Source organism: Mycobacterium sp. MS1601, assembly GCF_001984215.1.
Classification (GTDB): domain Bacteria; phylum Actinomycetota; class Actinomycetes; order Mycobacteriales; family Mycobacteriaceae; genus Mycobacterium.
Genome location: NZ_CP019420.1, coordinates 4,221,334 through 4,244,075, shown reverse-complemented (window position 1 = coordinate 4,244,075; position 22,742 = coordinate 4,221,334). Strand labels below are relative to the sequence as shown.

At 66.2% G+C, this 22,742-nt stretch carries 20 protein-coding genes; 6 read left to right on the top strand and 14 right to left on the bottom strand.

From position 1 onward, the window contains the following. Positions 1 to 54: 54 nt before the first annotated feature. Positions 55 to 684: a flavodoxin family protein gene (locus tag BVC93_RS20600; protein ID WP_236950042.1), complete on the top strand. Its 630-nt coding sequence runs from the start codon at positions 55 to 57 to the stop codon at positions 682 to 684. 18 nt (positions 685 to 702) lie between these two features. Here BVC93_RS20600 and BVC93_RS20595 read toward each other — a convergent pair whose 3' ends face one another. Further along, entirely contained in the window at positions 703 to 1,311 is a 609-nt protein-coding gene (locus tag BVC93_RS20595; protein WP_083739088.1) for a mycothiol-dependent nitroreductase Rv2466c family protein, read from the bottom strand. Positions 1,312 to 1,525: 214 nt separating this feature from the next. Between BVC93_RS20595 and BVC93_RS20590 the strand changes: the two genes are divergently transcribed. After that, complete coding sequence (locus BVC93_RS20590) at positions 1,526 to 1,942, top strand: DUF732 domain-containing protein (protein ID WP_083739087.1); 417 nt, start codon at positions 1,526 to 1,528, stop codon at positions 1,940 to 1,942. A gap of 47 nt (positions 1,943 to 1,989) precedes the next feature. Continuing rightward, positions 1,990 to 4,572 carry an aminopeptidase N gene (pepN, locus tag BVC93_RS20585; RefSeq protein WP_083741197.1) on the top strand — a complete coding sequence of 861 codons (2,583 nt, stop codon included), beginning with the start codon at positions 1,990 to 1,992 and terminating at the stop codon, positions 4,570 to 4,572. A 4-nt stretch (positions 4,573 to 4,576) separates the two neighbouring features. Here the strand turns inward: pepN and BVC93_RS20580 are convergent, their stop codons facing one another. From BVC93_RS20580 to BVC93_RS20560, 5 genes are all read right to left on the bottom strand, one after another. Continuing rightward, on the bottom strand, positions 4,577 to 5,503 hold the full coding sequence (locus BVC93_RS20580; RefSeq protein ID WP_083739086.1) for an SDR family oxidoreductase: 927 nt from the start codon (positions 5,501 to 5,503) through the stop codon (positions 4,577 to 4,579). A gap of 68 nt (positions 5,504 to 5,571) precedes the next feature. Beyond that, positions 5,572 to 6,456: a helix-turn-helix transcriptional regulator gene (locus BVC93_RS20575; RefSeq protein WP_083741196.1), complete on the bottom strand. Its 885-nt coding sequence runs from the start codon at positions 6,454 to 6,456 to the stop codon at positions 5,572 to 5,574. A 58-nt stretch (positions 6,457 to 6,514) separates the two neighbouring features. Then, positions 6,515 to 6,994 (bottom strand): DUF5130 domain-containing protein, encoded by a 480-nt coding sequence (locus BVC93_RS20570; protein ID WP_083739085.1) that lies wholly within the window; start codon positions 6,992 to 6,994, stop codon positions 6,515 to 6,517. Beyond that, complete coding sequence (gene ctaJ, locus BVC93_RS20565; protein WP_083741195.1) at positions 6,981 to 7,187, bottom strand: aa3-type cytochrome oxidase subunit CtaJ; 207 nt, start codon at positions 7,185 to 7,187, stop codon at positions 6,981 to 6,983. The genes BVC93_RS20570 and ctaJ overlap by 14 nt, the downstream gene beginning before the upstream one ends. 82 nt (positions 7,188 to 7,269) lie before the next feature. Continuing rightward, positions 7,270 to 7,920: an HNH endonuclease gene (locus BVC93_RS20560; RefSeq protein ID WP_083739084.1), complete on the bottom strand. Its 651-nt coding sequence runs from the start codon at positions 7,918 to 7,920 to the stop codon at positions 7,270 to 7,272. Between the two features lie 151 nt (positions 7,921 to 8,071). On the opposite strand from BVC93_RS20560, the gene BVC93_RS20555 reads away from it, so the two are divergent. After that, the gene (locus tag BVC93_RS20555) at positions 8,072 to 8,467 is read left to right on the top strand and encodes a globin (RefSeq protein WP_083739083.1); all 396 of its coding nucleotides are present in this window, start codon (positions 8,072 to 8,074) and stop codon (positions 8,465 to 8,467) included. Between the two features lie 48 nt (positions 8,468 to 8,515). On the opposite strand, the gene BVC93_RS20550 is transcribed toward BVC93_RS20555, so the two are convergent. The 6 genes from BVC93_RS20550 to ssb all read right to left on the bottom strand — a co-directional run bounded on the left by BVC93_RS20550 (position 8,516) and on the right by ssb (position 18,019). Continuing rightward, positions 8,516 to 9,205 carry a hypothetical protein gene (locus BVC93_RS20550; protein WP_083739082.1) on the bottom strand — a complete coding sequence of 230 codons (690 nt, stop codon included), beginning with the start codon at positions 9,203 to 9,205 and terminating at the stop codon, positions 8,516 to 8,518. Beyond that, a complete protein-coding gene (locus BVC93_RS20545) occupies positions 9,193 to 9,618 on the bottom strand; it encodes an acyl-CoA thioesterase (protein WP_083739081.1) in 426 nt (141 codons plus the stop codon). Before BVC93_RS20545 ends, BVC93_RS20550 begins: the two co-directional genes overlap by 13 nt. Next, positions 9,615 to 14,450, bottom strand: coding sequence for an NAD-glutamate dehydrogenase (locus BVC93_RS20540; RefSeq protein ID WP_083739080.1), 4,836 nt, complete (start codon positions 14,448 to 14,450; stop codon positions 9,615 to 9,617). The genes BVC93_RS20545 and BVC93_RS20540 overlap by 4 nt, the downstream gene beginning before the upstream one ends. 56 nt (positions 14,451 to 14,506) lie before the next feature. Continuing rightward, on the bottom strand, positions 14,507 to 16,180 hold the full coding sequence (gene ettA, locus BVC93_RS20535; RefSeq protein ID WP_083739079.1) for an energy-dependent translational throttle protein EttA: 1,674 nt from the start codon (positions 16,178 to 16,180) through the stop codon (positions 14,507 to 14,509). Positions 16,181 to 16,324: 144 nt separating this feature from the next. Then, complete coding sequence (locus tag BVC93_RS20530; RefSeq protein ID WP_157517011.1) at positions 16,325 to 17,452, bottom strand: zinc-binding dehydrogenase; 1,128 nt, start codon at positions 17,450 to 17,452, stop codon at positions 16,325 to 16,327. Between the two features lie 96 nt (positions 17,453 to 17,548). Continuing rightward, positions 17,549 to 18,019, bottom strand: a complete 471-nt coding sequence (gene ssb, locus BVC93_RS20525; RefSeq protein WP_083739077.1) for a single-stranded DNA-binding protein — start codon at positions 18,017 to 18,019, stop codon at positions 17,549 to 17,551. A gap of 175 nt (positions 18,020 to 18,194) precedes the next feature. Here ssb and atzF point away from each other — a divergent pair, with 175 nt between their 5' ends. Continuing rightward, positions 18,195 to 19,835, top strand: a complete 1,641-nt coding sequence (atzF, locus tag BVC93_RS20520) for an allophanate hydrolase (protein ID WP_083739076.1) — start codon at positions 18,195 to 18,197, stop codon at positions 19,833 to 19,835. Positions 19,836 to 19,935: 100 nt separating this feature from the next. On the opposite strand, the gene BVC93_RS20515 is transcribed toward atzF, so the two are convergent. Next, positions 19,936 to 21,009: an NAD(P)H-dependent amine dehydrogenase family protein gene (locus BVC93_RS20515; protein WP_083739075.1), complete on the bottom strand. Its 1,074-nt coding sequence runs from the start codon at positions 21,007 to 21,009 to the stop codon at positions 19,936 to 19,938. Next, positions 21,006 to 22,037 (bottom strand): Rieske 2Fe-2S domain-containing protein, encoded by a 1,032-nt coding sequence (locus BVC93_RS20510; protein WP_083739074.1) that lies wholly within the window; start codon positions 22,035 to 22,037, stop codon positions 21,006 to 21,008. The genes BVC93_RS20515 and BVC93_RS20510 overlap by 4 nt, the downstream gene beginning before the upstream one ends. Positions 22,038 to 22,116: 79 nt before the next feature. Between BVC93_RS20510 and BVC93_RS20505 the strand changes: the two genes are divergently transcribed. Further along, positions 22,117 to 22,737, top strand: coding sequence for a TetR/AcrR family transcriptional regulator (locus BVC93_RS20505; RefSeq protein WP_083741194.1), 621 nt, complete (start codon positions 22,117 to 22,119; stop codon positions 22,735 to 22,737). The last annotated feature ends 5 nt before the right edge of the window (positions 22,738 to 22,742 follow it).

Below are 22,742 nucleotides of genomic sequence, written 5' to 3'. Positions count from 1 at the left end.
AACATCAGGAACATTCCACGGTGGCGCGCAGTTGTCCGAACAGTGCGAACCCTGGTGATCAGCGCGAGCCCGCGCGACGACGGCAACTCCCACACCCTCGCCGCGGCCGCGGTGGCCGGAGCACGGGAGGCCGGCCACACAGTGAACCTGATTCACCTCGACGACTACGTCCAGCACATGCTGGGCAACTGCCGCGAGTGCCGCCGCCCCGACGACGGCACCTGCAGCCTGGACGACCGTTACCAGGAACTCCTACTGGATCACATCCTGCCCGCCGACGGCATCATCTACGCGATGCCGCTGTACTTCTACGGCATGCCCGCCCGGCTCAAGACCGTCTTCGACCGACTGTTCTGCTACACCGCCAACAGCGCGCCGCAGCGCGACGACGTGGTGGCCGGGATCATGGACAAACGCGTCGCGGTGCTGATCTCGTGCGAGGAGAACTACGTCGGCGCCACCCAGGGCGTTGTCGCCCAGTTCCAAGAGCTGACCCGCTACCTGCGCCAGGACCTGGTGGGCGTGGTGGTGGGCAACGGCAACAGCCGCGGTGAGATCGTCTGCGACCCAACAGATCCCGTTGACCGGGCCCGCGCAACAGCCGCACGGCTCTACGACACCAGGGTGACGGACTACCGGTTGGACACGGTGCGCTCCAACCGCGTGTGGGAGCTGCCCGCCTGAGGCAGCTCCCGTCGCGGCTCAATCGAACTCGGGCCCTTCGGTGCGGCTGCGCTTGAGTTCCCAGAAGTGCGGATACGACGCGAACGTCACCGACGCGTCCCACAGCTTGCCGGCCTCCTCACCGCGGGGAATGCGCGACAAGACAGGACCGAAGAAGGCCACCCCGTTGGCGTAGATGGTCGGCGTACCCACGTCCTCGCCAACGGCATCCATCCCGGCATGGTGGCTCTTGCGCAGCGCCTCGTCGTACTTGTCGGTGGTGGCGGCCTCCGCCAGCTCGGCGGGCAGCCCAACCTGCGCCAGCGACTTGGCGATCACGTCATCAAAATCCTTGTTGTTCTCGTTGTGGATCAGCGTGCCCATCGCGGTGTACAGCGGGGACAGCACCTCCGACCCGTGCGCCTGCTCGGCGGCGATCGCCACCCGCACCGGACCCCAGGCCTTCTTCATCATCTCCTGGTACTCCTCGGGCAGGTCACGTCCCTCGTTGAGTACCGCCAGGCTCATCACGTGGAATTCGACGTCGATGTCGCGAACCTTCTCGACTTCGAGGATCCAACGTGAGGTGATCCAGCACCACGGGCACAGCGGATCGAACCAGAACCCAGCAGTATCTTTCCCGGCCATCTCGGCATTCCTCTCGGTGGTCAGAGTTCAACTTTCAGCACAACTCGCCGTCGTGTCGGAGTGTTCCCGTCCAACACGCGCATCTCACTGTCGGCCCTCACGAAACGCATAGGGTTCGAATCTTGACCAAACCGTGTTACGGACGTTACTCGAGTAGACCAGCGTTACCTGCGATACCAGAGTGCTATTCATTCCCCTTTGAGCAGGAGCTCCCATGGCTTACCGCACCCCAACTGTCGTTGCACTCTCCACAGCGCTGGCCACCGCCGCCGTCGTGGCCGCCGGCCCCGCGCAGGCCGATCCCAACAGCGACTTCCTCAATCTGCTCACCAGCGCCGGAATCGCCTACGGCAATGCCAACGACACCACCGATCTGGGCAAGCAGGTGTGCAACATGCTGGTGCAGCCCGGTAAGGACTTCGCATCGACGGTGGCCGAAGTGCAGAACAAGGGTGTCAACCCCGCCATGGCATCGTTCTTCGCCGGGATCGCCATCCAGGCGTACTGCCCACAGTTCCTGGCGTCGGTGGCCGACGGCAGCGTGCTGAATCAACTCAACGGACTCGACAGCCTGACGGGACTCAACGGACTCGTCGGCTCCAGCCTGCTGTCCGGACTCGGCGCCTTCTAGTTCCCAGGCGCGCACAACCGGCGCCACGGCCATTAGTGTTGGCGGGCGTGGCACTTCCCAATCTGACCCAGGACCAGGCGGCCGAACGGGCCGCGTTGGTGACCGTCGACAGCTACCGGATCTCGCTGGACCTCACCGACGGGAGCGGGGCAGCCGGTGAGAAAACGTTTCGGTCGGTCACGACCATTGAATTCGACGCCCTCGCCGGCTCGGACACCTACCTCGATCTGGCCGCGGACAGCGTGCGCAGTGCCACCCTCAACGGCCACGAGATCGACGTCTCCGGCTACGACGAGTCCACAGGAATCACGCTGACCGGACTGGCCGAGCACAACGTCGTTGTCGTCGACGCCGACTGCAGCTACTCCAACACCGGCGAGGGGCTACACCGGTTTGTCGACCCCGTCGACGGCGAGGTGTACCTCTACTCGCAGTTCGAGACCGCCGACGCCAAGCGGATGTTCGCGTGTTTCGATCAGCCCGACCTCAAAGCCGCCTTCGATGTCAGCGTCACCGCCCCCACGCACTGGCAGGTGATCTCCAACGGCGCCACCACGCTGGTCGAGGATGCCGACGGCGCCAAGATCCACACCTTCGCCACCACACCCCGGATGAGCACCTATCTGGTGGCGCTGATCGCCGGCCCGTACGCGCGGTGGGACGACACCTACACCGACGAGCACGGCGAGATCCCGCTGGGCATCTTCTGCCGCGCCTCGCTGGCCGAATTCATGGACGACGAACGACTGTTCACCGAGACCAAGCAGGGATTCGACTTCTACCACAAGAACTTCGGCACCCCGTACGCCTTCGGCAAGTACGACCAGCTGTTCGTGCCCGAGTTCAACGCCGGCGCCATGGAGAACGCGGGCGCGGTCACCTTCCTCGAGGACTACGTGTTCCGCTCCAAGGTCACCCGCGCCTCCTACGAGCGCCGCGCCGAGACGGTGCTGCACGAGATGGCGCACATGTGGTTCGGCGACCTGGTGACCATGCAGTGGTGGGATGACCTGTGGCTCAACGAATCCTTCGCCACTTTCGCCTCGGTGCTGTGCCAGGCCGAAGCCACCGAGTACACCGAGGCGTGGACCACCTTCGCCAACGTGGAGAAGTCGTGGGCCTACCGTCAGGATCAGTTGCCGTCCACGCACCCCGTCGCCGCCGACATTCCCGACCTGCACGCCGTCGAGGTGAACTTCGACGGCATCACCTACGCCAAGGGCGCCAGCGTGCTCAAGCAACTGGTGGCCTACGTGGGACTGGAGTCGTTCCTGGCCGGATTGCGCGACTACTTCCGTGATCACGCCTTCGCCAATGCGACGTTCGGTGACCTGCTCGGGGCGCTGGAGAAGTCGTCCGGGCGTGACCTGTCCGGTTGGGGCCGGCAATGGCTCAAGACCACCGGGCTGAACACCCTACGCGCGGACTTCGACGTCGACGACGACGGCCACTTCACCCGCTTCGCCATCAACCAGGGCGGAGCAGCGCCAGGCGCCGGCGAGACCCGCGTGCACCGGCTGGCCGTCGGAATCTACGACGAGGATGCAACGGGCAAGTTGGTCCGAGTGCATCGAGAGGAACTCGACGTCGAAGGTTCGGTGACGGAAGTAGCTGCGCTGCAGGGTGTTTCGCGCGGCAAGTTGATCCTCGTCAACGACGACGACCTGACCTACTGCTCGCTGCGCCTTGATGCGGAATCACTGCAGACCGCACTGAGCCGCATCGCCGACATCGCCGAGCCGCTGCCCCGCACCCTGGTGTGGTCGGCAGCCTGGGAGATGACCCGCGAAGCCGAACTCAAGGCGCGGGACTTCGTCACGCTGGTGATGAGTGGTCTGCACGCCGAGACCGAGGTCGGCGTGGCTCAGCGGCTGGTGCTGCAGGCGCAGACCGCCCTGAGCTCCTACGCCGAGCCGGGCTGGGCGCAGAGCACCGGCTGGCCGGCGTTCGCCGACAAGTTGCTGGACCTGGCCCGCGAGTCCGAGCCGGGCTCGGACCATCAGCTCGCGTTCGTCAACGCGCTGTGCACGTCGGTGCTGTCGCGCAACCACGTCGCGGTGCTGGCCACCCTGCTGGACAACGAACCCGCCGCGGTGAACCTGTCCGGGCTTGTGATCGACACCGATCTGCGCTGGCGCATCGTCACCGCGCTGGCCGCCAGCGGCGACCTGGACGCCGACGGCCTCGAGTCCCCGTTCATCGACAACGAGGCCGCCACCGATCCCACCGCTGCCGGCCGCCGAAATGCCGCCGCCGCCAAGGCCGCCCGGCCGCAGCCGGCGGTCAAGGACGCCGCCTGGACCCAGGTGATCGAGGACGACACCTTGGCCAACATCACCGGACGCGCCATCATCGGCGGCATCGTCCGACCCGGCCAGGGGGAACTGCTGCTGCCCTTCACCGAGCGCTACTTCGAGACCATCACCGGTGTCTGGGAGCGGCGCTCGAGTGAGGTGGCCCAGACGGTGGTGGTGGGCCTCTACCCGTCCTGGGACATCAGCCAGGCCGCGCTGGACGCGGCCGACCGGTTCCTGGCGGCCGACGTGCCACCCGCTCTGCGGCGGTTGGTGCTCGAGGGCCGCGCCGGAGTCGAGCGCGCACTGCGGGCCCGGACTTTCGACGCGGAGTAGCGGCTCAGGCCGTCGCGAACTGCACTCCGACCAACGTCTCGGAGATGTCCCACAGGCGCTTGGCCTCGTCGGCGTCGCGGGCCGGCCGGAACACCTCCTGCTCGGCAGGCGGACCGGACAGGTGCTGAAACCGGCTGGGGCCGTAGAACTTGCCACCTGATGCCTCGGGGCTGGTGGCGGCATACAAGGCAGGCAGCAGGCCCCCGTCGACGGTGTTGAGCACTCCCAGTCGGGCCATGGTGCGGATCACCCGGACACCGAAGGTGTCGCTGGTGCGGCCCATGCCCGGCTGGGCGGCAAGCAGGTTGGTGGGGGTCACGCCCGGGTGTGAGGCGTTGCTGGTGATGCCCCAGCCGGCGGCCGCGCTTCGGCGCTGGAGCTCCAGCGCGAACATCAGGTTGGCGATCTTGGACTGGCTGTAGGCCTTGCCACTCGAGTAGGACTTCTCGAAGTTCAGGTCATCCCAGTTGATCGCATTGCTGCGGGCGGAGATGCTCGACTGCGTGGTGACCCGCGCCCGCCCCTGCGTCAGCAGTGGCAACAAGCGGGCGGTCAACGCGAAATGGCCCAGATGGTTGGTTCCCCACTGCAATTCGAACCCGTCGGCGGTACTCTGCCGCTTCGGTGGATTCATCACGCCGGCGTTGTTGATCAGCAGATGGATCGGCCGTCCCTCTGCGGTCAGCTCGCCGGCCAGGTCTGCCACCGACTGCAGCGAGGACAGGTCCAGTCGCCGGGTACTCACGGCAGCGCCGGGCAGCCGGCCCGTGATGGTCTCGACGGCGGCGGCGCCCTTGTCGGGATTGCGCACCGGCAGGATCACCTCGGCGCCGGCCGCGGCCAGGCGGCCGGCCAGACCGAGCCCGATCCCGTCGCTGCCCCCGGTCACCACCGCCAGCTTGCCGCTCAGATCCGGCACGTCGAATGTCATGGGAACTCTCCTTGGTCGTCGCCGTGTTGCGCTCTACGACCACGGTCCCTGATTCCGGGCATCCAGATTCAGAGTCGAGCTGTCCACTGATCGGCAGTCCCTGCCTGCGCCCGGTCGTCGCGCAGATAGGACTGCGGGTCGGCACCCAGGGCGGCGAGCTTGGTATAGCTGGCGGTGCCCGGCTCGGCGGTGAAGACCAGCAGGGTGTGCAGCAGCGCCGGGTCGTGAAGTACTTGGCATTGCACGTCCAGCACACCGAGGATCGGGTGGGCGATGCGCTTGTTGAGGTCGTTGTGCGCCGCGACGTCGTGCAGCTTCCACAGCTCGGTGAACTCCGCGCTACGCCGCAGCAGGTCGTCGACGATCTGCGCAGACCGTGAGCCGGGGCCGTCGCGCACGTAGGCCACCCGGGTACCCGCGACCCAGGTGCGCGAGATGCGCGGGTGGTCGGCCTCCGGGTAGACATCGCGCGCGCCGGGATGGGTGAACCAGCGGTAGACCACGCTGCGGGACAAACCTTCGTACTTCGTCTCGTCGCCCAGCAGTGCCCGCGCCGCCGGCGTCTGCACCAGGGTCTCCCCCAACGCCGACATCACCTGAGCCGGGGTGTCCTGCAGCCGCTCGAGGATCCGCATGGTCGCCAGACTGACCTGCTCGGACGCCGGGCGGCGGGCGGGCGCGTTGTGTCCGGCCAGCCGGAACAGGTGGTCGCGCTCGTCGAGGTTGAGCCGCAGCGCGCGGGCCAGCGACGCCAGCACCTCGGCCGACGGCTGCGGCCCGCGCTGCTGCTCCATGCGGGTGTAGTAATCCGTGGAGATGACAGCCAGGGCGGCCACCTCTTCACGCCGCAGTCCCGCGGTGCGGCGCCGGGGCCCAGTGGGCAACCCGACGTCTGCCGGCGTGAGCGCCTCACGGCGGGTGCGCAGGAAGTCAGCCAGTTGACCTTGGTCCATGCTCACAGTGTCCCAGGCTGACAGCGTCTTGCCAGGGATCAGCAGACCCCCGATAAGCTCAGGGCCTGGCGATACCCGCCGACATCACCCGAACTGCGCTGACCAGACCGTCGATCAGGTTGCCCTCTTTGAACGCCGACGTGGCGGCCGCAACCCCCAGAGGTGCGGCCGATTCGGCGCCGCGGCCCTGGAGAGCCGAGCCGTAGACGACCTCGATCACCTTCTGGTTCGGCGACACCGCGATCAGCACGGCCTCGTCCGGGGTGGGCACCTTGGCCAGGATGGCGCGCGCGGCGGCGGCCGAAGGCGCGCCGAGGTCCCCGATGTAGACGGCGAACCGTGCCTTGGAGGCGCGTGAACCCCACTTCAGCGCTTCATCGAGCTCCACCCGCTCCTTGATGGAGAACGGGTAGGTCTCCGACAACTCGCCGGGCTCGGTGACACCGGAGAGTCGGCCGCTGTAGGTCAGCGCCCAGCCGTAGGGCAGGTTCTCGGGGTCGATGGTCGAGACCTCGGTGCTGTGCTCACCACTTGCCACTTGCGCCACCTCCCACGCTGAATTCGTGCGAACCGTGTCCGTGCGCGTCACCGATCACCTCGTCGGTGGCCGCCCACAGGATGGGCTCGTGTGTCCATTGCTCGGAGAGCTTGTAGGAGGCTGGGTGCGGCCCCGGCTTGCGCAGGAAGATCACGGCCAGCAGCAAGAACAGCAGCAGCGGCACCCCGCCCATCACGGAATGGGCAATCGCGGTCTCGGTCACAACGCCAAACCTATCCCACCAACTACAGCGTGTCGGAGTGAGCCACCATTTTTCAGGCCGCGCCCTCGCCGAGGTAGCGCACCCAGGCCGGATCCAGCTCCTTGACCGTGGACAGCAGCCGCCAGTGCTGCCCCTTCGGTGGGGTGGGGGTCACCCGCAGGGTCCAGCCCAGCTCGGAGAGCAACTTGTCGGCCTTGCGGTGGTTGCAGCTGGCGCAGCACGCCACACAGTTCTCCCAGCTGTGCTCACCACCCAGGCACCGCGGCACCACGTGGTCCACGGTGTCGGCCTTGGCGCCGCAGTAGGCGCAACGGAAACGGTCACGGTGCATCAAAGCGGCGCGTGTCATCGGGATCCGGGCCCGGTAGGGCACCCGCACGAAGGTGCGCAGCCGGATCACCGACGGCACGGTGATGGTGCGTGTCGCCGAGTGGATCACCGGGCCTGCCGGGTCGTCGTGCACCACGTCGGCCTTACCGCACAGCAGCATCACAACGGCCCGTCGCATGGGGAGTGCCGTCAGCGGTTCGTAGGTCGAATTGAGCAGCAGAACCCGGCGTCGACCCCAAACCGAACCCGCGTCCGTGGGCGGTGGAAGCACGCCCTCGACGGTGTGCAGCGTGGTCGCGACAGCAGACCCGGATCGGCCCACCGCGGCGCGGTGTCCAACCCTATTCAGTTGGTTTCGCTTGCGCTGGGCCATTGGTCCCTCCGCGGACAGTCCACCATGGATCAGCGGCCACCGCACGACAATTTCATCCGTGTTCGCAGGTCAATCCGGTGAACATCGTGTGACGTGTCAAAACGCCCGAGGCCACATCGGATCACGCCGCGCAGAAGTACACAATGGACTCGTGCCCTCGGACCCACATTCCTTCTACGCCGCCGTCGGCGGTGCCGACACGTTCCACCGAATCGTCTCCCGGTTCTACGAGCAGGTCGCCGAGGACGAGATCCTGGCGCCGCTGTATCCCGCCGACGACATGGACGGCGCCGAGGACCGCCTGCGGATGTTCCTCGAGCAGTACTGGGGTGGGCCCCGGACGTACTCCGATCAGCGCGGGCACCCCCGGCTGCGCATGCGGCATCACCCCTATCGGATCGGCCCACTGGAGCGTGACGCCTGGCTGCGGTGCATGCACACCGCAATCGCCGAGATCGACAGCCAGACTCTCGACGACGAGCACCGCAAGGCGCTATTGGACTACCTCGAGATGGCCGCGCAGTCGATGATGAACTCGCCGTTTTAGGGATTTCGGCGTGATTCCGGTCGGTCAGCGGTCGGAATCACGCCGAAATCACCGAAGGACCAGCGACGGATCGCCGCGGCGGCGGTACACCGAACCGAAGCGGGCGTCGATGCGCAGCCAAGCCGGCAGCACCCGCACGCGCACGATCTCGTCCGGCGTCACCGACTCGGGAGCCAGCTCGCCCTCCCCGTTGGATGTCTGGGGCAGAAATCGCATGGCGGTCAGCGCGAACACACACCGCATCGGGATGCCGACGCTGACCCCACCGGCACTCACGCTGACCACATCCTGGTCCAGCAACGACACCGGCGGCCCCTGCCCGCTGCCGTGTTCGCGGGCCAGGGCCACACCCCGCTGCGCCAGGTCCAGCATCACCCGCGCCGGCACGTCGTCCAGATGCGCAAATCCGGACTCCGGGGGCAAGGCACCGCGCCAGGACGAGTCCATCGCCCAGCCCGGATCCACGAACCCGACACGATCGACTGATCCCAGGCCCCGCAACAGCGCGTCGGCCCCCGCCGACAGGTCGTCCGGTCGCACGGTGCCACCGACCGCCCGACCGGCCAGCACGTCGAAACTGGTGGCCACCCAGGCACCCAACAGGCCGTCGGAACGAGCCCTGATCCGAATGATGGCGGCGTCGTCGAGCTTCTGAGCGCGCTCGACGAACATCGTCAGATCAGCGCGGTGTGCAGGGTCGGTCAGCCACAGGCCCCGCTCCGCACTCAGCGGACCCATCGCTCCAGGTACTCCCGGTGCGTCGGCGACAACCGCACCAATTTCTGTTCATCGATGTCGAAGGCCGCCAACTGCGTCTCGGCGATCACGGCCGGGCGGGAATCAGGGTCGGCGCTCACCGAGCGCACCTCGTAGCCGAGAGTGAAATCGACTGCGCGCAAACGGTTCACCCAGATCGTGACCTGCAGCGGTGAGTCGATCAGCCGCAGCTGCCCCTTGTAGGACACCTTGACCTCGGCGATCAGCAGGCCGACCGTGGTGATGGTGGGGCCGAACGCCGGCGTCAGGAACGGGACCCTGGCTTCTTCCAGGATGGTCACCATGGTGGCGTGGTTGACATGCTGATACATGTCGATATCGGACCACCGCACGCCGATGGGCGTGACAAAACGTTCGCTGCTTACAGACGTCAAGCCGAAGACCCCGATCGTGTCATGTTCCTGATCTGGCGTGCGGCCACCGACAGGGTGGCCAGGTCACGTTCGTCCTCGGCGTAGATCTCATCGAGGGTGCGGCGCGCACGCTCCAGCCGGGAACCGTTGGTGTGATGCCACTCGGCGATCTTCTCCTCGCCGCTTTCGTCGGGTTCACCGACAGCCAGCAGATCCAGCGTCAGCGTCCGCAGCGAGCTGTAGATGTCATCTCGAATTGCCAAGCGGGCCAACGCATGCCAGCGATCATCACGTGGCAACCCGGACACCGAGGTGAGCAGTCCGTCGGTGCCCAGGTGATCCATCAGGGCGAAGTAGGTGTCAGCCACTTCCGCTTCGTCGCGGTCGACGATGTCGGCGACGTCGATGATGTCGAGCAGGCTGTACTGGTACAGACCGCTGGACACCATGTACGCCAGGTCCTGCGGCACACCATGGGAGGCGAACTCGGCGGCTTCCTTGGTCACGATCGCCTTGTCGTCACCGCGCAGCCACTCCGGCATCCGCGGGGTCAACGCCGCGACCTTGGTGGCGAACCGGTTGATCTCGGCGCCCACCGCAAGCGGCTGGGGTCGATTGTTCAGCAGCCACCGCCCGGCCCGGTCGACCAGGCGCCGCAGATCCAGGGTCATGCGGTCCGAGACATGCACGGGGACACCGTTTTCCAGGCTGGCCGCTCGGATTCGGCGCCACACGTCGCCCACCCCGAAAATGGCATCGGTGGCGACGAAGGTGCGCACCGCATCCACCGGTGCGACGCCCACGTCCTCGGTGACCCGGTAGGCGTAACTGATCCCCCCGGTGTCGACCAGGTCGTTGACCAGCATGGTGGTCACGATCTCCCGGCGCAGCTGATGGCTGCGGATCTCGGCGGTGAAGTTCTCCCGAAGCGGCGCAGGGAAATACGACGGCAGCCGGGCTGCGAACACATCCTGATCGGGTAGCTCACTGGCGAGCACGTCGTCTTTGAGCGCCAGCTTCACGTGCGCCATCAGTGTCGCGAGCTCCGGCGACGTCAGGCCCAGACCCACTTCGGTGCGCCGCCGGATCTCCTTGTCCGACGGCAATGCCTCGAGCTCCCGGTTGAGACCGCGGTTGTCCTCGAGATCCTTGATCTGACGCGCATGCACGTTGAGCAGGCTGGCGGCGTTGGCGCGGCTGGTGCCCATCAGGTCGTTCTGGGCGGCGTTGTCGGCGAGCACCAGCTCGCCCACCTCGTCGGTCATCGATTCCAGCAGCGCGGTGCGCTGGTCGGGGTGCACTTTGTCGACGGTCACCAACGAGTCCACCAGGATCTTGATGTTGACCTCGTGGTCGGAGCAGTCCACCCCCGCGGAGTTGTCCAGGGCATCGGTGTTGATGCGGCCACCGGCCAGGTCGAACTCGATGCGCCCCAGAGACGTGACGCCGAGGTTGCCACCTTCGCCGATCACCTTGGCGCGCACCTGATTCGCGTTCACCCGCACCGGGTCGTTGGCGCGGTCGCCGACGTCGGCGTCGGACTGGTTCTCGGCCTTGATGTAGGTGCCGATGCCGCCGTTCCACAACAGGTCCACCGGGGCCTGCAGTATTGCCTTCACCAGGGCGGGAGGGGTCAACTCGGTGACGTCACCCAGTCCCAGTGCGGCTCGCACCTGCGGGGTTATGGGTATCGACTTCTGGTCACGGCTGTAGATTCCGCCGCCGGGCGACAGCAGAGTCCTGTCGTAGTCATCCCAGGTGGAGCGCGGCAGGTCGAACAGCCGGCGCCGCTCGGTGAAGGTGCTCGCCGCATCGGGGTTCGGGTCCAAGAAGATGTGCATGTGGTTGAAGGCGGCCACCAGCCGGATGTGTTCGGACAGCAGCATCCCGTTGCCGAACACGTCACCGCTCATGTCACCGATGCCCACGACGGTGAAGTCCTGTGCCTGGGTGTCCACACCCATCTCTCGGAAGTGCCGCTTGACGCTCTCCCACGCGCCTTTGGCGGTGATGCCCATGGCCTTGTGGTCATAACCCACCGAGCCGCCGGAGGCGAAAGCGTCGCCCAGCCAGAAGCCGTAGGACTTCGCGACGTCGTTGGCGATGTCGGAGAACGTCGCGGTGCCCTTGTCGGCGGCCACCACCAGGTACGCGTCGTCTCCGTCACGGCGCACCACCCGCTGCGGTGCGATGACCTCGCCCGAGGCGCGCTCTCCGCCCGCGGTTCGATCGATGTTGTCGGTGACGTCCAGCAGACCCGAGATGAACAACCGATAGCAGGCGACGCCCTCGGCACGGACGGCGTCCCTGTCGTTGCTCAAGGGCGGATTCTTCACCACGAAGCCACCTTTGGCGCCCACCGGCACGATCACCGCGTTCTTGACAGCTTGTGCTTTGACCAGGCCCAGGACCTCGGTGCGGAAATCCTCCCGGCGATCCGACCACCGCAGGCCGCCGCGGGCCACGGAGCCGAACCGCAGGTGCACACCTTCCACCCGCGGTGAGTACACGAAGATCTCGAACTTTGGCCGCGGCAACGGCAGTTCGTCGATCAGGCCCGGGTTCAGCTTCACCGACAGCACACCATTGCTGCGAGCCGAATTCGCGTCCGTGACAAAGTAATTGGTACGCAGCGTGGCCTGAACCAGGGACGCGAACGCCCGCAGTACCCGGTCGGTGTCCAGGCTCACCAGCGCGTCGATGTCAGCGGCCACCGCGGCGGCGGCCAGCTGGGCTCGCTGCGAGCGGTCGGCTTCGGCGAGGTCGGGGTCGAACACCGCCTCGAACAGCTGCACCAGGGCGCGCGCGGTCAGGGCGTTGCCGTTGACCACGGTTTCGATGTGCGACTGGCTGTAGGGAAAACCCGCTTGCCGCAGGTACTTTGCATACGCACGGATGATGGTGACCTGCTGCCAGGTCAGTCCGGCCCGCAGCACCAGCTCGTTGAACCGGTCGATCTCCACCCGCCCGTGCCAGATGGCGGTGACGGTGTCGGCGAAGCGCTGCGCCACGTCGGCGATGTCCTCGGGGGCAGCCGGGGCAATGGTGGGGTGCGACGAGATGCGGAAGTGGTACAGCCACACCGGGAGTCCATCCGGCCGGGTGACGGTGAACGGCCGCTCGTCCAGAACGATCACACCCATGCTCTGCAGCATCGGCAACAATTCACTGAGTGACGCGGAGCGCCCGCCCAGATACCACTTCAGCTGTGCGTTGCCGCCGTCGCCGGCATCCTCGAAGACCAGCTTGACGGTGTTGTCGCCCAATCCCTCGATGATGGCGATGTCGTCGATGGCTTCCTGCGGCGAGACAGCCTGCTTGTACACCTCGGGAAGTGCCGAGGAGTAGTGCTCGGCGAGCCGGTGGCCGATGGATCCCTCGGCCACCGCGCCCAGCAGCCGGTCCCCCCACGTGCGCGCGGCCTCGGTCAGCAGATGCTGGATGCGGACTTCGTTGGCCTCGGACACGTCGATGCTCTGCGGATTGGTTCCCGGAGGCATCTTGACGGTGAAATGAACCAGAGCCCAAGGTGATTCGCTGACCCGTGCGGCGTAGTCGATGCTGGTGCCGCCGAATTCGCGCACCAGGATGTCCTGCATCTCCAGACGTACCGCGGTGGTGTAGCGATCACGCGGCAGGTACACCAGGCAGCTGACGAAGTGCCCGAGCTGGTCACCACGGATGAACAGCAGGCTGCGGCGCCGCGACCCCAGATCGATGACCGCTTTGGCCATGTCACGCAGCTCTTCGGCCGACAGCGCGAACAGCTCCGAGCGCGGCACCGTCTGGATGACGTCCAGCAGCAGCTGCCCGGGGTGGCTGGGGTCGTTCTCGGCCAGCGCCAACGCGGCATGGACCCGCTTGGCGATCAACGGGATCTCCAGCACGTTCGCGCTCATGGCGGCAACGGTGAACAGGCCGACGAACCGGTGCTCGATCGCTTGGCCGTCACCGGAGTCCTCCCGCACCACGACGATGTACGGATAGGCCCCGTAGCGCAGATAGCTCGGCATGGTGGCCTGCGCCAGCACCAGCAGATCGTCGTTTCCGGTCAGCTGCGGCAGCACGTCCTCGCGGAATTTCAGCACACCGAGGCGGCTGGAGGTATCCACCGACGCCTGGCCGTCGCTGACCGGGCAGCGCTGATAGCCCAGCATCACGAAGTGGCCGTCGGCCAACCACCGCAGCAGATCTGCCACGTCGCTGCGATCGGGGCCGGGAAAACGATCGGCGTCATCGGCGTCCAACAGCGCGGCCAGGCTCAGCAGCGCCGAATCCATCGCCACCGAGTCCAGCGCCACCTGCCGGGCATCGGAGAGCACCCGGGGCAGCGCCTCGGCCGCTTTCTCGAGGGCGGCGCGGTTCACCGATTCAACCAGTTGGATGTGGATCCACGTTTCTGTGGTGGCCCCGTTGTCGTCAGCCCCCGTCACGATGTCGAGCAGTTCTCCGGAAGCGTCGCGGCGCACCCGGATCACGGGGTTCATGATCGCCGTGTAAGCGACACCGAGACGGTGCAACAACACCGTCACCGAGTCCATCTGCATGCCGCCGTGGTCGGTGACCACCTGCATTGCCGGGGCGAAGCTCTCGCCGTCGTCGTAGGCGGCAACAGAGACCTGCCCCGCCGGACGCCGTCGGGCCAGCGCGACGTGCGCGGTCAGCAATGCGGTGGGGATGTTGTCCTCGGCCGCGGCAATCTGCTTCACAGGCCCGGTATCAGCAGCGTCCCCACCGGTGACGGGAGCGTCGCCGTGCGGCCCGCGGTAGGTCGCCTGATAGGCGTCCCGAAGCCGGGTCAAAAGGTCCGGGGAAAGCACCGAATTCTCCGTGGCACCCGGATTCACCGTCATGCTGGATCACTCCTGACGTAACTGCTGCGTGGCCCCATTGGCACGCAGCGGCCACATTAGTCGCGTGTCAGCCGTCGGTGGGTAACCCGGTGCGGACGCGCAGCATCGGCACCGAGTCTTTCGATCTTGTTCTCCTCGTAGCCGCCGAAGTTGCCCTCGAACCAGAACCACTTGGCCTCGTTGTCGTCGTCGCCCTCCCACGCCAGAATGTGAGTGCAGGTGCGATCGAGGAACCACCGATCGTGAGAGATCACCACAGCGCAACCTGGGAAGTTCTCCAGTGCGTTTTCCAGTGAACTCAGTGTCTCGACGTCAAGGTCGTTGGTGGGTTCGTCGAGCAGGATCAGGTTGCCACCCTCTTTGAGAGTCAGCGCCAGGTTCAACCGGTTGCGCTCACCGCCGGAGAGCACGCCTGCCGGCTTCTGCTGGTCGGGGCCCTTGAAGCCGAAGGCCGACACATAGGCACGTGAGGGCACTTCGTTCTGGCCGACCTCGATGTAGTCCAGGCCGTCGGAGACAACCTCCCAGACGTTCTTCTTGGGGTCGATGCGGGAGCGGGTCTGGTCCACGTAGGACAGCTTGACCGTCTCGCCGACCTTCACGGTGCCGCTGTCGGGTTCTTCGAGCCCGACAATGGTCTTGAACAGCGTGGTCTTACCGACACCGTTGGGGCCGATGACGCCGACGATGCCGTTACGCGGCAGCGTGAACGACAGGTCCTTGATCAGGATGCGGCCGTCGAAACCCTTGTCCAGATGGCTGACCTCGACCACCGTGTTGCCCAGTCGCGGGCCGGTCGGGATCTGGATTTCCTCGAAGTCGAGCTTGCGGGTCTTCTCGGCCTCCGTCACCATCTCCTCGTAGCGGGTCAGGCGGGCCTTGTTCTTGGCCTGGCGGGCCTTGGCGCCAGAACGCACCCAGGCCAGCTCCTCCTTGAGGCGCTTCTGCAGCTTCTGGTCCTTCTTGCCCTGCACCGCGAGGCGTTCTGCCTTCTTCTCCAGATAGGTGGAGTAGTTGCCCTCATAGGGGTAGGCCCGGCCGCGGTCGAGTTCGAGGATCCATTCGGCCACGTTGTCCAGGAAGTACCGGTCGTGGGTGACCGCCAGGATGGCGCCCGGGTAGGACGCCAGGTGCTGCTCGAGCCACAGCACGCTCTCGGCGTCCAGGTGGTTGGTGGGCTCGTCGAGCAACAGCAGATCCGGCTTGCTCAGCAGCAGCTTGCACAGCGCGACGCGCCGCTTCTCACCGCCGGAGAGGTGGGTGACGGGCTCGTCCGGCGGCGGGCAGCGCAGCGCGTCCATGGCCTGCTCGAGCTGGGAATCGATGTCCCAGGCGTCGGCGGCGTCGAGCTCCTCCTGGAGCTTGCCCATCTCCTCCATGAGCTCGTCGGTGTAGTCGGTGGCCATCAGCTCGGCCACCTCGTTGAACCGGTTGAGCTTGGCCTTGATCGGCACGCCCTCTTCGACGTTCTCGCGAACGGTCTTCGACTCGTCGAGCTGCGGTTCCTGCATCAGGATGCCGACGGTGGCGTCGTTGGCCAGGAAGGCTTCGCCGTTGTTGGGCTTGTCCAGGCCGGCCATGATCTTCAGGACGCTGGACTTTCCGGCGCCATTGGGGCCGACGACGCCGATCTTGGCGCCCGGAAGGAAGTTCAGGAAGACGTCGTCGAGGATGACCTTGTCGCCGTGGGCCTTGCGGACCTTCTTCATCGTGTAGATGTATTCGGCCATGCCGCAGTAGTGCCTTTCTGATCTACAGGTGTAACTCGCGAACCATCCTAGGCCGCAGCCATCTGCAGACGGACGCCAGCAGGGTCTCCAAGCCCGGCCCGCTCTCCCCGGGCTCGTCCCCCGCCCGGCTCGGCGACCGGACGGTCAGGAGGTCATACTGATCACCGCTCGCCCCTGGATCTCACCTCGTGCCAACGCCTGAAATGCTTCGTCGGCGGAGTCCAGTGAGTAGGTCCGGGTGACGGTGTCCTGGACCGAGAATACGCCGGTGGCGGCGAGGTCGATCACCGCAGGCAGGTCCGCGCGGGTACGGCCGCCGAAGGAACCCATGATGCGGTAGCCGCGGCGCACCAGCGGCGTGATCTCCACATTGGCCGTCGACTGGCCGGCCGCGATACCCACCGCGACCATGCGGCCGCCGTCGGTGAGCATCTTGACAGCCTGCTCGAAGGTCTGCTGACGACCGAGCACCTCGAACGCGACGTCCACTCCGGCACCGCCGGTGAGTTCCCTGACCTGGGCCACCGCGTCTCCGGCGGCGGAGTTGACGACGTGATCGGCGCCCAGTTTCTTTGCGGCTTGCAGCTTTTCATCGCTGATGTCGACGGCGATGACGGTCTCGGCGCCGGCTGCGCGGGCCAGCTGAACGATGGCGGTGCCCACTCCCCCGGTGGCCACCACGGCGACGGTTTCGCCGGCCTGCAGGGCCGCGGTCTGGTGCACCGCGCCGTACGCCGTGAAGAAAGCGCACCCCAGAACGGCGGCCTCGACGTCCGGAACGTCGCCGTGCAGCGGGGCCAGTGCGTTCACCGGCACCACCGAGTACTCGGCCAGACCGGCCATGGAGTACATCGCCAGCGGCGAACCGTCGGCGCGCTCCAGTCGGGTGGTGCCGTCATAGAGGGTGCCTTTGAGCCGGTTCTGGGCAAAGAACGGCAGGCACATGTCGTCGCGCCCGCGCTGGCACTGCCGACATTCACCGCACGGCATGATGAACGCGCCGACCACCTTGGCGCCGACATCGACACCCCGGGCCGGTTCCGTGTCAGGCCCGAGCGCAACGACGGAGCCGGAGATCTCGTGGCCCAACACCGCGGGAGACGGGAATGCCACTTCGCCTTTCATGACGTGCAGGTCGGTGTGGCAGACCCCGCATGCGGTGACCTTGACCAGTGCCTCGCCCCGCTTGGGTTGCGGCACGGGGATGGTCTCGACCTGGAGGGCGGGCCCATCGCCGGTCCAGACAGCTGCGCGCATGGTGTCGGTCGTCATGTTCGTGAGACTACTCACGTCGTTGGTTGCGTTGCTTCACAACGCAACCAACCGCCGCGCGGAGGGTCGTGCGGCCGACCCTCCGCGCGGTCGAGTTCAGGCCGACAGCGGCAGTATCTCCTCCTCGTCGCCCGCTACTCCGTTGTCCTCTGCGGCGTCTTCCACTGCCTGCCCTGCCTCCTCGGCCTGGGGTTCGACAACCTGAGGAGTGTGGTTGATGCGTTCGAGCTTCACCAGATACCAGGCCAAGTCCGGCCCGACCGCTGTGGCGCGCAGTTCGGCCGACGAACGCTTCATGCCTTCACGGTCTTCGTATTCACTGGTGTAGACGTACCCGGAGACGATCACCGCGTCGCCTTTGGTGAGGCTGCCGCTGACACCTGCAGCCAGCCGGCCCCAGCAGTTGACGGTGAGGTACAGCGAGTTGCCCGGCTCCCAGGTGCCATCGCCGGTGCGTCGGCGCGAGTTGCTCGCCAGCCGGAACTTGACCAGCTCCTGGTCGCCGACGCGGCGGCGAACGGGGTCGGTGACGATCCTGCCGGTGACGGTCAAAGGTGTTTCGAACATCGCGGTTGTCCCTTCAATTCGGTTCTCGATGCGCTGCCCTGTGGTGGCGCCGACCTCACCGTCTGCCGGGGTACCGACACTTGCGCCGCGACGAGACGTCGTCGCTTTGTTGCCTGTGGATGAAGTCCTGACTGTGGAGTCGCACAAATACCTGTCGAGCGCTAGGTTTACCGGCATGCCTTCCCACAGTGCTGCCTGGATCACGCGTCGGGCGCCGGAGGATGTCGAATCCGACCTGGTCACAAGCCGTGCCGGCGGCGGCGCACTGGCGGGTCTGCGCCTTGCGGTCAAGGACAACGTGGACGTCGCCGGGCTGCCCACCACCGCGGGTTGCCCTGAGTTCGCCTACCAGCCGAGCACCGATGCGCCGATCGTGGCCGGCCTGCGCGCCGCCGGGGCCGTGGTGGTGGGAAAGACGAATCTCGACCAGTTCGCCACCGGCCTGGTGGGCACACGTTCGCCCTATGGGGCGGTGCCCGACAGCCGCAGACCCGAGTACGTCAGCGGCGGATCGAGCTCCGGCTCAGCGGTGGCAGTGGCGCTTGGTGAAGCCGATATCGCGATCGGCACCGACACCGCCGGGTCCGGCCGTATCCCGGCCGCATTCCAAGGCCTCGTCGGCATCAAACCGACCTACGGCGTGCTCGGCCCGCAGGGCATCGTGCCCGCCTGCGAGTCCTACGACTGCCCCACGATCTTTGCCCACGACCTCGCCACCGCCAACCGGGCCATGGCCGCCATGGCCGCCGGCGCCCCCCATCGCAGCTGGCCTGCCGATGTGCGACTGGCCGCTCCTGAGCGGCCCGTGGTCGCTGTGCCCGACGAACTGCCCGAACTCGACGCCACCTGGCGCGCTGCCTTCCAGTCCGCGGTACAACACCTCGAGGCCGCCGGCGCGCAGATCGTCACCGTTAAGATCGCCCCGTTCCTGGCCGCCGCCAAGCTGCTCTACGACGGTGCCCTGGTCAGCGAAAGATACGCTGCGGTAGGCGAATTCATCGACACCCATCCAGATGCCAGCGTTGACCCGACGGTGGGCAGCATCATCACCGCTGCCAGGGACATCCCCGCGCACCAGTTGATCCGCGACCGTGGCGAGCTCGCGCGGCTTCGCGCCGTGGCCATGGAACAACTCGACGGTGCCGATGCCCTGCTGGTACCGACCGCGCCGGAGCACCCCCGCCTCGACGAGGTGGCTGCTGATCCCGTGGGCGTGAACTCCCGGCTGGGCACCTACACCAACTTCTGCAACCTCTTCGACATGTGCGCGGTCGCAGTGCCTTTCGGTACTGCCGGCGATGCCCAGTTCGGGGTGTCGGTATTGGCCCGCACTTTCGAGGACGCCGTGGCCTTCGACATCGCTGCGATGATCACCGGGGAGGACGTCCCGCAGGACATCTGGCCCACCGGCCCCGCCGGCGCGCTGGAGCTGGTGGTCTTCGGAGCACACCTGCGCGGTGGCGTGTTGGTGCACCAGTTGACCGACCTCGGTGCCCGCTGGGCTGGCGAACTGTCCACCGCGCCGCGCTATCGGATGACTGCCATGCAGACCACACCGCCCAAGCCCGCGATCGTTCGCCTGCCCCAGGACGTTTCGGGAACGGCAATCCTGGGGCACCGGTGGATGCTCTCCCCCGCCGCGCTGGGCACCTTCCTGACCGCGCTGCCCGCCCCGATGCAGCTGGGCAAGGTCGAGTTCGACGACGGCACCTGGCGCACGGCGTTCGGCTGCGACGGCTATGCCGCCGCGGCGGGCAAGGACATCAGTGAATACGGCAGTTGGCCGGCAGCCATCGCGGCGGGTGCGCTGACTTAGAACTCCGCGGTCGCCGACAACCGCAGCTCAGCGCTACCCCGTACCCGCGTACTGCGTCGGTAGGACCTCGAACATGCCACCGGGCACTCCGCCTGAAGAACTAGAGCTTGAACCGCCCCGCAAAACCCCGCAGCGGCAGATCGGCACTGGTGATGATGCCGGGCCGGGCGGCCACCACGGACTTGATCGAGTGCAGCGCGGGCATACCGGTGACGGTCATCCCGATGGAGGCGAAGTTGGTGGGGTCGGACAGGTCGACGCCGGGCTTCGGGAAGATCATGTGCTTGTTGTAGATGCAGGGGTCACCCTTGATCTGGGTGATGTAGCAGCCCTTGATATCCCAGCTGGGATCGGTGTGCGGTGTCATCTGCCACTCCAGGTGGGTCTCCACCCGCGGCACCCCGTCGACCAACCCCTGGTACTTGATGTAGTTGCCGCCCAGTGAGCCTTTGGGCAGCACGTACCAACCGAGGTCGACGTCCTTGGTGCACGCGCCGAGTTCGTAACTGAACACCACCTCGTCCAGTTCCAGGTCGAAGCAGTCCGCCATCATCAACACACTGTCGGCGAACACCCGGGTGTACTTCTCCAGCTTGTCTGGAATCGACGGATCATCCACCGGCAGGCCGTAACCCACTTCGATCCAGGTCTCCTTGGAGTGGTGGCACGACACGTCCACGGATTCGATGGTGGTGACGTTCTCGATCTCGGCCACGTCGGCCGAGCACACCACGCCCAGGATCTGATTCACCCCGGGATTCATGCCGGTGCCGTAGAACGTGGACCCGCCCTTGTCACAGGCTTCCTGCAACAGTTGCGAGACCAGCTTTCCCGACGGGTGCGGGTGGTTGTGGTCGCGGTGCCAGCCGGTGATCCAGTCAGCGGTGGTGACGATGTTGATGCCGGCCTCGAGCACCTGAACGTAGAGGTCTTCGTCGGGGAACACGCCGTGAAAGGTGAGCACGTCGGGCCGGGCTGCAATGATCTCCTCGACGGTACCCGTGGCGATCACCCCGTTGGGCGCGATTCCCGCCAGCTCTCCGGCATCCTTGCCGACTTTCTCAGGTGAATAGCAGTGCACCCCAATCAGTTCCAGTTCAGGCTCGAGCGCGATGCGCTTGATCATCTCCGAGCCGACGTTGCCGGTCGCCACTTGGAACACTCGTATTGTCATCGCAACACCTCACTGGTTCTCGCGTGTAGGTCGGCAGCGGAACCACCGAGCCCGTCGGGATAGAACTGCATGGCCCACTTGCGGATTGCGGTGAAGCCCGGCAACTCCGAGTTCGACAGCGCAGGCGGATCCGAATACCGCTGGTGCGACCAGATGTGCACGTCCTGGGCGAACTGGCGGATCACCTCGTCGCCGAACTGGCGAGCCTTGATCTCATGGCGCGGCTGGTCCTTGCCCGGAGTCCGTCCGATATACACGGTGAACCGCACGTCCGAGGTGGATTCGTCCACCGGCGTCACCGCGGAGATGGTGCGGTTGTCCACCATCCCCCAGCTCTTGGTGACGGCGATCCCGAGCCCGCCGTTGATGGCCTCGACACCGCTGCGCACATCATCGATCGACTGAGATTCATCACCTTCGAAGGTGATGGTGAAATCGACATAGGACACCGGTTCGGCGAAATCGTGGCGGGTGAACACCGGCACGATGGGCGTCTCGTGCACGTACTTGAAGTGGGCGAAGTCGACGCCGTTCTCCAGCACGTACTGCGGATGCAGTTCCAGCGCTTCGCGATACAGGCGCTGCTGCGGGTAGTAGTCCGTCGCCGTGGCGTCGTCGCCGAAGTCGGCGAAGATGTCGGGCGCCTCGAAGAACGGAGCCCTGCCTTCGGTGTCATGCCAGATGTAGATGGAATCGTTGCGCTCGGTCACCGGGTAGGTGGTCATCCGGCGTCCGCGGTTCGGCCTGTCCTCGTAGGGGATACAGACGTTTCGACCTTCGGCGCTCCACTGCCAGCCGTGGAACGGACACTGGATCACCTCGCCCACTACGTGACCACCGAAGCCCAGATGCGCGCCGAGATGCGCACAGTAGGCGGCCATGACCGTCACACGGCCGGACTGCGCCCGCCAGGCGATCAGCTCTTCACCGAAGTATTTCATCGTCCGGACGTCACCGACGGCGAGATCATCAGACCAGGCCACCTGGAACCATCCGGTGGGCTTCATGGACAGCGGCGGTTTCGCCATGCCACGAGATGGTAGTGACCTCTACGAAAAATTGATAGAGGGCACTGTGAAAATCTTCCGATCCACTACCATCAAGCAGATGGCGGCAGCAGGTACGCAGGGCAGACGCAGCAATCGTCGTGGCCTCGCAACACGAGAGAACATGCTGGACGCCGCAATTCGCTCGCTGGCCTCCGGCGATCCCGGTTCGGTGTCAGCCGCCAGGATCGCCAAGGACATCGGCGCCACCTGGGGTGCGGTGAAGTACCAGTTCGGCGATGTCGACGGTTTCTGGGCCGCCGTGCTGCACCACACCGCGAAACGCCGAGGCGAACTACCGGTGCCGTCGGACTCCAATGCGCCCCTGCAGCAGCGGGTCGCCGCCATCATCGACCTGCTCTACGACGGACTGATCTCCACACATTCGCGGGCCATCGAGAACCTGCGAGCCGCGCTGCCCAGCGATCCCGACGAGTTGGAACGGCTCTACCCGCAGACCGCCGCCGAGTTCGTTTCCTGGGGCCAGGCATGGAATACGTCCTGCCAGAAAGCATTTGCCGATCTCGGGGTGGATAGCCAGCGCATCCTCGAGGTGGCGGCGTTCATCCCCGGCGCCATGCGCGGCCTGGCCTCGGAACGGCTGCTCGGCAGCTTCAACGACCACGACCTCGCCCGCCACGGCCTGACCAACGCCATCGTCGCCTACCTCGACCCAACCTGACCTCC

What these genes read in the sequence shown, in the direction of transcription:
- BVC93_RS20595 (WP_083739088.1), bottom strand. Translation starts at nt 1,311, where the DNA reads ATGGCCGGGAAAGATACTGCTGGGTTCTGGTTCGATCCGCTGTGCCCG.
- BVC93_RS20590 (WP_083739087.1), top strand. Translation starts at nt 1,526, where the DNA reads ATGGCTTACCGCACCCCAACTGTCGTTGCACTCTCCACAGCGCTGGCC.
- BVC93_RS20580 (WP_083739086.1), bottom strand. Translation starts at nt 5,503, where the DNA reads ATGACATTCGACGTGCCGGATCTGAGCGGCAAGCTGGCGGTGGTGACC.
- BVC93_RS20575 (WP_083741196.1), bottom strand. Translation starts at nt 6,456, where the DNA reads ATGGACCAAGGTCAACTGGCTGACTTCCTGCGCACCCGCCGTGAGGCG.
- ctaJ (WP_083741195.1), bottom strand. Translation starts at nt 7,187, where the DNA reads ATGGGCGGGGTGCCGCTGCTGCTGTTCTTGCTGCTGGCCGTGATCTTC.
- BVC93_RS20560 (WP_083739084.1), bottom strand. Translation starts at nt 7,920, where the DNA reads ATGGCCCAGCGCAAGCGAAACCAACTGAATAGGGTTGGACACCGCGCC.
- BVC93_RS20550 (WP_083739082.1), bottom strand. Translation starts at nt 9,205, where the DNA reads ATGGGTCCGCTGAGTGCGGAGCGGGGCCTGTGGCTGACCGACCCTGCA.
- BVC93_RS20540 (WP_083739080.1), bottom strand. Translation starts at nt 14,450, where the DNA reads ATGACGGTGAATCCGGGTGCCACGGAGAATTCGGTGCTTTCCCCGGAC.
- ettA (WP_083739079.1), bottom strand. Translation starts at nt 16,180, where the DNA reads ATGGCCGAATACATCTACACGATGAAGAAGGTCCGCAAGGCCCACGGC.
- BVC93_RS20530 (WP_157517011.1), bottom strand. Translation starts at nt 17,452, where the DNA reads ATGACGACCGACACCATGCGCGCAGCTGTCTGGACCGGCGATGGGCCC.
- ssb (WP_083739077.1), bottom strand. Translation starts at nt 18,019, where the DNA reads ATGTTCGAAACACCTTTGACCGTCACCGGCAGGATCGTCACCGACCCC.
- atzF (WP_083739076.1), top strand. Translation starts at nt 18,195, where the DNA reads ATGCCTTCCCACAGTGCTGCCTGGATCACGCGTCGGGCGCCGGAGGAT.
- BVC93_RS20515 (WP_083739075.1), bottom strand. Translation starts at nt 21,009, where the DNA reads ATGACAATACGAGTGTTCCAAGTGGCGACCGGCAACGTCGGCTCGGAG.
- BVC93_RS20510 (WP_083739074.1), bottom strand. Translation starts at nt 22,037, where the DNA reads ATGGCGAAACCGCCGCTGTCCATGAAGCCCACCGGATGGTTCCAGGTG.
- BVC93_RS20505 (WP_083741194.1), top strand. Translation starts at nt 22,117, where the DNA reads ATGGCGGCAGCAGGTACGCAGGGCAGACGCAGCAATCGTCGTGGCCTC.